This window comes from Pseudomonas palmensis, assembly GCF_017848315.1.
Taxonomy (GTDB): domain Bacteria; phylum Pseudomonadota; class Gammaproteobacteria; order Pseudomonadales; family Pseudomonadaceae; genus Aquipseudomonas; species Aquipseudomonas palmensis.
Map to the genome: position 1 here is coordinate 222,963 of NZ_JAFKEC010000001.1, position 11,305 is coordinate 234,267.

Here is an 11,305-nt window from a genome sequence, read left to right on the forward strand (position 1 = left end):
GCATGGGGGGCGTTGTTGGTATCAGAAAAAGGAGTGAAACATCGCCGGCAAAGCCGGCTCCTACAACGGCACGGATGACCTGTAGGAGCCAGCGTTGCTGACGAAGGGGCCCGCAGATCAGGCCCCGGCGAGTGCGGCCTGCCCCTCGTGCTGCGGGTGCAGCGGCAACAGCGGCGAGTGCGGGTCGTTGGCAATCGACTCACGCCACACATCCAGCCAGGCGCGGTTGTCTTCGGCCCACACGCGGCTGTGCAGCCGTGCCAGGGCGACCGGGTCGCTGAGCAGCGCCAGGCGCGTGGCGCCATCCAGCGCGGCCGGGCCGACTTCCAGAGCCTTGGCGATGCGCTCGGCGCGGTTGCGCTCGACCACCTCCGCCACGCCATGGCGCGCGGTCGCCAGGGCACAGGCCAGGGCGTTCTGTTGCGGGTCGACCACGGCCCGCACAAACCCGTCCTTCAGCGCATGCCAGCGGTTTTCGTGGGTGTACTGGTCGGTGGCCAGCAGCTCCTGCGGCGTGGCGTATTCCTCAGGGATCAGGAACAGCTTCTCGTCCTTGGCGCGCAGGCCCAGGTTGGTGCGGCTGGAAATCACCGACACCGGGATCGACAGCATCAGCGAGCCCACGATCGGCACCAGCCACCACAGGAAGCTCGGGTTCAGCCACGCCACCAGCAGCGCCCAGGCCACGCCCAGCAGGGTCTGCGGGCCATGCCGGCGCACCGCTTCGCTCCACGGGGTGGAGTCGTCGTCACGCTGTGGCGAGTTCCAGGTCGCGGCCCAGCCCAGGAACGCGGCCAGCACGAAGCGGGTGTGGAAGATCATGCGTACCGGCGCCAGCAGCATGGAGAACAGCATCTCCAGCAGCATCGACAGGGTGACCTTGATGCGCCCGCCGAACTCCTTGGCGCCCTTGGCCCAGATCAGGATGATGCTCAGCAGCTTGGGCAGGAACAGCAGCACGATGGTGGTGGAGAACAGCGCGATGGCTTTTTCCGGGTGCCACTGCGGCCACAGCGGGTAGAGCTGACGCGGTTCGAGGAAGTACTGCGGCTCCATCAGGGTGTTGGTCGCCAGCAGCGCGGTCGACAGCACCAGGAAGAAGAACCACAGCGGCGCCGACAGGTACGACATCACCCCGGTGAGGAACACCGCACGGTGCACCGGGTGCATGCCCTTGACCAGGAACAGGCGGAAGTTCATCAGGTTGCCGTGGCACCAGCGCCGATCGCGCTTGAGCTCGTCGAGCAGGTTGGGCGGCAACTCTTCATAGCTGCCCGGCAGGTCATAGGCGATCCACACGCCCCAGCCGGCACGGCGCATCAGTGCGGCTTCGACGAAGTCGTGGGACAGGATCGCACCGGCGAAGGCGCCCTTGCCCGGCAACGGCGCCAGGGCGCAGTGCTCGATGAAGGGTTTCATGCGGATGATCGCGTTGTGGCCCCAGTAGTGCGACTCGCCCAGCTGCCAGAAGTGCAGGCCGGCGGTGAACAGCGGGCCGTACACCCGGGTGGCGAACTGCTGCATGCGCGCATACAGGGTATCCATGCCCGACGCCTTGGGCGCGGTCTGGATGATCCCGGCGTCGGGGTTGGCTTCCATCAGCCGCACCAGGCTGGTGAGGCATTCGCCGCTCATCACGCTGTCGGCGTCGAGTACCACCATGTAGCGGTAGTCCGCGCCCCAGCGACGGCAGAAGTCGTCGAGGTTGCCGCTCTTGCGTTTGACCCGGCGACGACGGCGACGGTAGAAGATGCGCCCGAAGCCCTTGGCCTCGCGGCATACGTCCAGCCAGGCCTGCTGTTCGGCCACGGCGATGTCGGTGTCGTTGGTGTCGCTGAGCACGAAGAAGTCGAAGCGGTCCAGGTTGCCCGTGGCCGCCACCGACTCGAAGGTCGCACGCAGGCCGGCGAACACCCGGGCCACGTCTTCGTTGCAGATCGGCATCACCAGTGCGGTGCGCGCCCCGGCCTCGATCGGTTCGTTGCCGGCGCTGCTGCCAGAGATCCGGTACTTGTCACGCCCGGTAAGCAGTTCCAGAAAGCCCATCAGCGCGGTCCAGAAACCGGCCGACACCCAGCAGAACAGAATGCCGAACAGGATCAGGATGCTGGTCTGCAGCGCATATGGCCACACCTGGGTGACGGTCTGCATGAACGACTGGTGCATGATTTCGTCGAGGTCGACGAACGACCAGCCCTGGTACGGCAGGATGCCCTTCATGTACCAGCCGGCGACCACGGTCTGGCCGAGCATCAACGCCAGCAGGATGTAGCGGCGCATCGAACCCACCCAGCGCCAGCGCGCCTTGGGCAGCTCGCGCTGTTCAGGCGCCGGCGCGTTGGTACGTCCGGTGACCCGGCGCCAGGCGCGCACCAGGATGTTGGTGCGCCATGGCTCGGGGATCACCCGGGTGCGGTGGATCGGCGGGGTGGCCTTCAGGCACACCCGGCCACTGGCGTCGAGGGCGAGCATCTCGGCCTCTTCCAGTTCCGCGGCGCTGTCCAGGGTCAGGCGGCTGCCCACCGAACCCTGTACCGAACCGTTTTCACCCACCGGCGGCTGCGCCGACAGGCGTCGGTGCAGCTCGCTGAACGAATTGCAGCTGGCCAGTTCGGCGCGCTGCTCGTCGCTCAGGGGCAGATGGGCCAGGTACTCGCCAAGCGATTCCGGCCTTTGTGAAGAGTTACTCATCGGCAGGCAACTGATAGCTCCAGGTCTCGGTCAACACCTGTTCGGTGGTGGCCGGTGCCCCGGTGGTGGTCGCCGCATCGGCGGCTGGCGGCTGGGCAGGTTTTTCCTGCTTGGCGTGCTTGGCAGCGGCCTTGTCCTGCTTGGCAGGCTTGGCCGGCTTGGGCTGTTCGACCGGCACGTCGCGCAGCAGCGCGGCGCGCATTTCGGTGGCCTTGCTCGGGTCTTTGACCTTCAGGCGCAGGGTCAGGCGCCAGCCCTTGATCTCGGGGTTGTAGCGCAGGTTGTTCTCGACCACTTCGGCGTTGTCGTCGGTGGTCACCTGGCTGCGCACGTTGGCATCTTCCGGCAGGGCGGCCAGCACCGGGCCCTCGAAATCGACCAGGAAGGCGATGCTGCCATCGGGCTGGCGGATCAGGTTGGACTGCTTGACGTCACCGGTGGAGCGCAGGGTCTGCTTGACCCAGCCCAGGTTCGGCGAGTGGAACTCGGACTCGTCGATGGTCCAGTGCAGGCGGTAGTTGAACTCGGATGCCACACCGGGCTCAGGCAGTTTTTCCGGGCTCCAGAAGGCCACGATGTTGTCGTTGGTCTCGTCGGCAGTCGGGATCTCGACCAGGTCGACGGTGCCCTTGCCCCAGTCGCCGCTCGGCTCGATCCAGGCGCTCGGGCGCTTCTGGTAGTTGTCGTCGAGGTCTTCGAACTGGCTGAACTCGCGCTGGCGCTGCAGCAGGCCGAACCCACGCGGGTTCTCGACGCTGAAGTTGCTCACGGCCAGGTGCTTGGGGTTGTTGAGCGGGCGCCACAGCCATTCGCCGTTGGCCGCATGGATCGACAGGCCTTCGGAGTCGTGCAGCGCAGGGCGGTAGTTGGGCACCTTGGACGGCTGGTTGCCGCCGAACAGGAACATGCTGGTCAGCGGGGCGATGCCCAGGCGGCTGACATGGTCACGCAGGTACACCCTGGACTTGACGTCGACGATGGTGTCGGTGCCCGGGCGCAGGGTCAGCTTGTAGGCGCCGGTGGAGCGCGGCGAATCGAGCAGCGCGTAGATCACCAGGTGCTTGTCGGTCGGCTTGGGCTTCTCGACCCAGAACTCGGTGAAGCGCGGGAACTCCTCGCCTGACGGCAGCGCGGTGTCGATGGCCAGGCCACGGGCCGACAGGCCATACACATGGCCCTTGCCGACCACGCGGAAATAGCTGGCGCCAAGCAGGGTCATGATTTCATCCTGCTTGTCGGCCTTGTTGATCGGGTACAGCACGCGAAAGCCGGCGTAGCCGAGCTTGTCGGTGGCCTTGGGGTCGAACTGCACGTCGCCGAAGTCGAAGCGGCTCGGGTCGTACTTGATCTCCTGCACCTTGTTGGCGGTGACTTCGTTGATGCGCACCGGCGTGTCGAAGTGCATGCCCTGGTGGTAGAACGACAGCTTGAACGGGGTCTTGTCCTGGGCCCACTCGGCCTTGTCCTGCAGGAAGCGGATCTTCTGGTAGTCGCCGTACTTCATGTCACGGAACACGGCCGGCAGGTTGCTCTTGGGTGCTTCGTACTTCTGCCCGGCCAGGTCTTTGGCCTTGGCTGCCACGTCGTCGAGGTTGAACGCCCAGAGCTGGCCCGCGCTGAGCAGGCAGACCAGTGCAGAGGCTGCCACGAAGGCCTTGCGCAGCCGATTGGCGGAAGTTCTTGGTGCATTACAGGGACTTACAATCACGAGCAACCCTCGCCGAAAACAGATCAAAGAACCAACGGCCAGCGACGTATGCCGGGTTGGCGAGCACTGTTCGGACTCCGAAAGGGCACAATGATTCCCCAAACGGTTCCGGACGATGCTCAAGTCAGAGTAAAACGGGCCTGCGAACGCAGGCCCACATTTCGCGCGATTATCCAGCAGGCCGCGTTACAACGCATCAGGGCCAAGCAACTATTTATGCTGAAAAGCCGCTGTTTTCATGCAAGCAGCGGCCTTTTCACCTTCATATTTGTAGCATAAATGTCACAGGGCCATCATTGACCAGGTGAACCTGCATGTCCGCACCGAAACGCCCGCTCGCCACCGTGGGGTGCTTGAGCCTCGCCTGGGCCAGCAGGTAATCGAACAGTTCGGCACCGAGTGCCGGTGGCGCGGCGGTGGAAAAGCTCGGACGCAGGCCGCTCTGGGTGTCGGCAGCCAGGGTGAACTGCGATACCAGCAGCAGGCCGCCGTCGATGTCCTTGAGCGACAGGTTCATCTTGCCCTGGGGGTCGCTGAACACCCGGTAGTTGAGCAGCTTGTGCAGCAGCTTGTCGGCGTGGGCCGGGGTGTCGCCGGGCTCGACGGCGACCAGCACCAGCAGGCCCTGGTCGATGGACCCGACGATCTCGCCGTCGACCTCTACCCGCGCGCCACGCGCGCGTTGCAGCAGGCCCTTCACGCTTCTTCCAGCGGCAGGTCGAGCAGGCGCCGGGCCATCTGGTCGGCGGCGCGCACCAGCGCATCGGTGATGCCGGGCTCGGAGGCGGCGTGGCCGGCGTCGCGAATCACTTTCAGCTCGCTGTTGGGCCAGGCCTGGTGCAGCGCCCAGGCGTTGTCCAGCGGGCAGATCACGTCATAGCGACCGTGCACGATCACCGCCGGCAGGTGGGCGATACGCGGCATGTCGCGGATCAGCTGGTCGGGCTCCAGGAACGCGTTGTTCATGAAGTAGTGGCATTCGATGCGGGCAATCGACAGGGCGCGTTGCGGCTCGGAGAAGCGGTCGACCACCAGCGGGTTGGGACGCAGCGTCGCGGTGCGGCCCTCCCAGGTGGACCAGGCCTTGGCCGCATGCATCTGGGCGATCTGGTCGTTGCCGGTAAGGCGCTTGTGGAAGGCCTTGACCAGGTCGTCGCGCTCGTCGGCGGGGATCGGCGCGATGTAATCCTGCCAGTAGTCGGGGAACAGTCGGCTGGCACCCGCCTGGTAGAACCATTCGATTTCCTGCGGGCGGCACAGGAAGATGCCGCGCAGGATCAGCCCCTGCACGCGCTCGGGGTGAGTCTGGGCGTAGGCCAGGGCCAGGGTCGAGCCCCAGGAACCGCCGAACAGCACCCATTTTTCGATGTTCAGGTGCTCGCGGATACGCTCGATGTCTTCGATCAGGGCCTGGGTGGTGTTGTTTTCCAGGCTCGCGTGCGGGGTGGAGCGACCGCAGCCGCGCTGGTCGAAGGTGACGATGCGGTACAGGTTGGGGTCGAAATAGCAGCGGCTTTGCGCATCGCAGCCGGCGCCCGGGCCGCCATGAATGAACAGCACGGGCAGACCTTCCGGGGAACCGCTTTCATCGACGTACAGTACATGCGGTGCTTCCACGGCCAGATCGTGCCGGGCGTAGGGTTTGATCTGCGGGTACAAGGTCTGCATTACGCACTCCGTGTGGGGAAATAGGCTGCCGTTGGGCATCATAAACCCGAAATGCGCTTTGAGCATGTACCTGTGTTCGGCTTTCGGGCCCCTTCGCCGGCAAGGCCGGCTCCTAACGGTTCGCAACCGTCTGCAGGAGCCGGCCTTGCCGGCGAAGGCAGCGCCGCGGTCCTATGCCGGGTAACGCTCGCGCCCCCACCCCAGCATCGCCACCAGCATCTGCTCCAGCACCCGCTGGGTCGGCTGCGCCAGATCGTCGCGGTAGGTGAACGGCGCCACCTCCTCCATGTAGTTGCACTGCGCCAGTTCCATCTGCACCGCATGCACGTTGTTGGCCGGGGCGCCATAGTGACGGGTGATGTGCCCGCCCTTGAAGCGCCCGTTGAGCACATGGCTGTAGCCCTGCGCGCCGGCCGCCACCGCCCTGACCCGCTCGGCCAGCGCCGCATCGCAGCTCGCGCCATTGAAGGTGCCGATGTTGAAGTCCGGCAACGTGCCGTCGAACAGATGAGGGATCACCGAGCGGATCGAGTGCGCATCCCATAGCAACGCATAGCCGAACTGCTCGCGCAGGCGCGCCAGCTCGCCGGTGAGGGTGTCGTGATACGGCCGCCAGATGGCCTCCAGGTAGCCCGCCCGTTCGGCCGCACTCGGCTCCAGCCCCGCCTTGAACAGCGGCTGCCCTTCGAACAGCGTGGCCGGGAACAGCCCGGTGGTGGCGCCGGCATACAGCGGCTGGTCATCCTCGGGCCGGTTCAGGTCGATGACGAAGCGCGAATACTCGCCCACCACCACGCTGGCGCCCAGCTCACGGGCAAAGGCGTACAGGCGCGGAATGTGCCAGTCGGTGTCCGGCAGGCCCCTGGCCTCGTCCACCAGCCCGGCCTCGACCGCCGGGGTCAGCCTGAGCCCGGCATGGGGAATGCTGACCAGCAGCGGCAGCGTACCCTGGTGAAAACTCACGACCTTGTCCATGCAGCCTCCCCTTTATCGGTCAGTTCAACGCCGTGGCGCACCACCCGCTTGTGCAGGTCGCCGCCCAGCCAGTAGGCCAGGTCTGCCGGCCGTTCGATGTCCCAGGCCACGAAGTCGGCCACCTTGCCGACCTCCAGCGAGCCATGACTGTCGCCCAGCCCCAACGCCGTGGCGGCATGCACGGTGACACCGGCCAGGGCTTCTTCGGGGGTCATGCGAAACAGGGTGCAGGCCATGTTCAGCATCAGGCGCAGCGACAAGGCCGGCGAGGTGCCGGGGTTGAGGTCGCTGGCAATCGCGATCTTCACGCCGTGCCTGCGCAGCGCGTCCATCGGCGGCAGCTGGGTTTCGCGCAAGAAGTAGAACGCCCCCGGCAGCAGCACCGCCACCGTACCGGCCTGGGCCATGGCGATGGCATCGGCCTCGTCCATGAACTCCAGGTGATCGGCCGACAGTGCCTGGTAGCGCGCCGCCAGGCTCGAACCGTGCAGCGACGACAGCTGCTCGGCATGCAGCTTGACCGGCAGGCCCAACTCGCGGGCCTTGAGAAACACCCGCTCGACCTGCGCCGGCGAAAACGCCAGGTGTTCGCAGAACGCATCCACCGCGTCCACCAGCCCTTCGCCAGCCAGCGCCGGAAGCATCTGCTCGCAGATGTGAGTGATGTAGTCGTCGGCGCGCTCGGCGTACTCGGGCGGCAAGGCATGCGCCGCCAGGCAGGTGCTGCGCACGGTCAGCGGCAGCGTTTCGCCGAGCCGGCGCGCCACCTTGAGCATCTTGCGCTCGTTGTCCAGGTCCAGGCCGTAGCCGGACTTGATCTCCAGGGTGGTCACACCATCGCGCATCAGGGCCTGCACCCGGCGCAGGGCGCTGGCATACAGCTCGTCTTCGCTGGCGGCGCGGGTGGCGCGCACGGTGCTGGCGATGCCACCCCCCTGGGCGGCGATCTCGGCGTAGCTCACGCCCTGCAGGCGCTGTTCGAACTCGCCGCTGCGGTTGCCGCCGAACACCGCGTGGGTGTGGCAGTCGATCAGCCCGGGGGTGACCCAGGCGCCGCCCAGGTCGACCGTGCTGTCAGGCACCGGGTCTGCCAGCGCCTGGCGCGGGCCGATCCATTCGATGCGCCCGGCGCAGGTGACAATGGCCGCGTCCTCGATGATCGAGTAGGCGCCGTGCGCCATGCTTGCCACATGGCAGTGCTGCCAGAGGGTTTTCATGCACAGTCTCCGTAACTATTGAGGCGTCGACACCGGCTGCGTGACCGTGCCACGCGGCTTGCACCACAGCCAGTAGGCGGCCACCAGGAACACCACCCACACCACGCCGACGATCAACGCCGCCTGGGTGTCGGGGAAGTAGCCCAGCACGCCGAACACGAACAGCATGAAGGCGATGGCTGCGGCCGGCCCATACGGCCAGAACGGTACCGGGAACTTCAGTTGCGCGACCTCTTCGCGGCTCATGCTGCGGCGCATGGCCACCTGGGTCACCAGGATCATCAGCCACACCCATACCGTAGCAAAGGTGGCAATGGAGGCGATCAGCAGGAACACGTTTTCCGGAATCAGGTAGTTGAGCACCACGCCACCGAGCAGCGCAGCGCCCATCACCAGCACGGTCATCCACGGCACGCCGTGGCGCGAGATCTTCGAGAAGCCCTTGGGCGCGTGGCCCTGCTCGGCCAGGCCGTACATCATGCGCCCGGCACCGAAGATATCGCTGTTGATGGCCGACACCGCCGCCGAGATCACCACGATGTTGAGCACCGTGGCCGCCGAACCGATCCCCAGGTTGCTGAAGATCTGCACGAACGGGCTGCCCTGGCTGCCGATCTGCGGCCAGGGGTACAGGCACATCAGCACGAACAGGGTGAGCACATAGAACAGCAGGATGCGCAGCGGCACGGCGTTGATCGCCTTGGGGATCACGCGCTGCGGGTCCTTGGCTTCACCGGCAGTGATACCGATGATCTCGATGCCGCCGAAGGCGAACATCACCACCGCGAACGAGGCGATCAGGCCGCCGACACCGTTGGGCATGAAACCGCCGTGATCGAACAGGTTGCCGATGCCCACCGTGTTGCCCGCCTCGGCATTGGCCAGGCCGAAGGCCATGATGCCGAAACCGGCCAGGATCATCGCCACGATCGCGCCGACCTTGAGCAGCGACAGCCAGAACTCCATCTCGCCGAACACCTTGACGTTGCACAGGTTGAGCCCGCCGATCAGGAACACGATGCCCAGCACCCACACCCAGCGCGCCACCTCGGGAAACCAGAAGCCCATGTAGATGCCGAAGGCCGTGACGTCGGCCAGGCACACGATGATCATTTCAAAGGCGTAGGTCCAGCCCAGCACGAAGCCGGCCATGGGCCCCAGGTAGGTGCTGGCGTACTTTCCGAACGAGCCGGACACCGGGTTGTGCACGGCCATTTCACCCAGTGCACGCATCACCATGAACACCGCCGCGCCGCCGATCAGGTAGGCCAGCAACACCGCCGGGCCGGCCATCTGGATGGCCGCGGCCGAACCGTAGAACAGCCCGGTGCCGATGGCCGAGCCCAGTGCCATGAATCGAATGTGCCGGGCCGTAAGCCCGCGCTTGAGACCTTGTGCTTGAGATTGCATTTCGCGTTCCTGTTTTTTTTGTAGGCGAAAAGCAGCGCGAACCCGCCAGGGTTCGCGCGGCAGACGGCTGGCCTGCACGGCCAGCCGGTGGCGTCAGAGGCTGGGCAGCACCTTGGCCGGCAGCAGGCCGGTCAGCGTGCCCGCGGCCAGCAGGGCGATGGCCGCCTCGATGTCGGGGGCGAAGAAACGGTCCTTGTCGTAGTGCGCGACCTGGCCGCGCAGGGCCTGGCGCGCCTGCTCCAGCTTGGGCGAGGTCTTGAGGCCGGTGCGCAGGTCCAGGCCCTGGCAGGCGGCCAGCCATTCCACGGCCAGCACACCGCGGGTGTTCTCGGCCATTTCCCACAGGCGCTTGCCGGCGGCCGGGGCCATCGACACGTGGTCTTCCTGGTTGGCCGAGGTGGGAATGCTGTCGACGCTGTGCGGGTGCGCCAGCGCCTTGTTCTCGCTGGCCAGCGCGGCGGCGGTGACCTGGGCGATCATGAAGCCGGAGTTGACCCCGCCATTGGCCACCAGGAACGGCGGCAACTGCGACATGTGCTTGTCCATCATCAGCGAGATGCGCCGCTCGCTCAGCGAACCGATTTCGGCGATGGCCAGGGCCATGTTGTCGGCGGCCATGGCCACCGGCTCGGCGTGGAAGTTGCCACCGGAGATCACGTCACCCTCCTTGGCGAATACCAGCGGGTTGTCGGACACCGCGTTGGCCTCCACCACCAGTACCTCGGCGGCCTGGCGCAACTGGGTCAGGCAGGCGCCCATCACCTGTGGCTGGCAACGCAGGGAGTACGGGTCCTGCACCTTGCCGCAGTTCTGGTGCGAGGCCGACACTTCGCTGCCGTCGCCCAGCAGGTCGCGGTAGCAGGCGGCCGAGTCGATCTGGCCACGCTGGCCGCGGGCCTGATGAATGCGGTCATCGAAGGGCGAGCGCGAGCCCAGCACCGCTTCGACGGTGAGGCTGCCGCAAGCAACGGCGGCAGCGAACAGGTCTTCGCCTTCGAACAGCCCGCGCAGCGCATAGGCGGTGGACGCCTGGGTGCCGTTGAGCAGGGCCAGGCCCTCCTTGGCAGCCAGGGTCAGCGGCTCGAGGCCGGCCACCGCCAGCGCTTCGGTGGCCGGCAGCCATTGGCCCTTGTGGCGGGCCTTGCCTTCGCCCAGCAGCACCAGCGACATGTGCGCCAGCGGTGCGAGGTCGCCGGAGGCGCCCACCGAGCCCTTGAGCGGAATGTGCGGGTAGACCTCGGCGTTGATCAGGGCGATCAGCGCGTCGATCACCTTGCGCCGGATGCCGGAAAAACCACGGCTCAGGCTGTTGACCTTGAGCACCATGATCAGGCGCACCAGGGCGTCGTCCAGCGGCGCGCCGACGCCGGCGGCGTGGGACAGCACCAGCGAGCGCTGCAGGTTCTCCAGGTCGTGGCTGGCGATGCGGGTCGAGGCCAGCAGGCCGAAACCGGTATTGATGCCGTAGGCGGTGCGGTCCTCGGCAAGGATCTGCTCGACGCAGGCCACGCTGTCTTCGATCTGCTTATCGGCGCTGGCGTCCAGTTGCAGGGTCAGCGGTTGCTGGTAGATCGCACGCAGCTGAGCCAAGGTCAGGGTGCCAGGCTTCAGGGTCAGTTGGGTCACGTTATTGCTC

At 66.3% G+C, this 11,305-nt stretch carries 8 protein-coding genes; all 8 read right to left on the reverse strand.

All coding sequences use genetic code 11. The features are described 5' to 3' along the window. Positions 1-117: 117 nt before the first annotated feature. A complete protein-coding gene (gene mdoH, locus JZZ72_RS01010; protein WP_043862171.1) occupies positions 118-2,691 on the reverse strand; it encodes a glucans biosynthesis glucosyltransferase MdoH in 2,574 nt (857 codons plus the stop codon). Beyond that, the gene (locus JZZ72_RS01015) at positions 2,684-4,399 is read right to left on the reverse strand and encodes a glucan biosynthesis protein G (RefSeq protein WP_080922881.1); all 1,716 of its coding nucleotides are present in this window, start codon (positions 4,397-4,399) and stop codon (positions 2,684-2,686) included. Before JZZ72_RS01015 ends, mdoH begins: the two co-directional genes overlap by 8 nt. A 262-nt stretch (positions 4,400-4,661) precedes the next feature. After that, a complete protein-coding gene (gene dtd / locus JZZ72_RS01020; RefSeq protein WP_088514678.1) occupies positions 4,662-5,099 on the reverse strand; it encodes a D-aminoacyl-tRNA deacylase in 438 nt (145 codons plus the stop codon). After that, entirely contained in the window at positions 5,096-6,067 is a 972-nt protein-coding gene (pip, locus tag JZZ72_RS01025) for a prolyl aminopeptidase (RefSeq protein ID WP_043862174.1), read from the reverse strand. Before pip ends, dtd begins: the two co-directional genes overlap by 4 nt. Positions 6,068-6,238: 171 nt before the next feature. Then, a complete protein-coding gene (gene hutG, locus JZZ72_RS01030) occupies positions 6,239-7,042 on the reverse strand; it encodes an N-formylglutamate deformylase (RefSeq protein WP_054915776.1) in 804 nt (267 codons plus the stop codon). Continuing rightward, positions 7,027-8,259: an imidazolonepropionase gene (gene hutI, locus JZZ72_RS01035; RefSeq protein WP_210013904.1), complete on the reverse strand. Its 1,233-nt coding sequence runs from the start codon at positions 8,257-8,259 to the stop codon at positions 7,027-7,029. The genes hutG and hutI overlap by 16 nt, the downstream gene beginning before the upstream one ends. A 15-nt stretch (positions 8,260-8,274) precedes the next feature. Further along, a complete protein-coding gene (locus JZZ72_RS01040; RefSeq protein WP_123753321.1) occupies positions 8,275-9,669 on the reverse strand; it encodes an amino acid permease in 1,395 nt (464 codons plus the stop codon). Between the two features lie 93 nt (positions 9,670-9,762). Next, on the reverse strand, positions 9,763-11,295 hold the full coding sequence (gene hutH / locus JZZ72_RS01045; protein ID WP_210013905.1) for a histidine ammonia-lyase: 1,533 nt from the start codon (positions 11,293-11,295) through the stop codon (positions 9,763-9,765). Between the last annotated feature and the right edge of the window lie 10 nt (positions 11,296-11,305).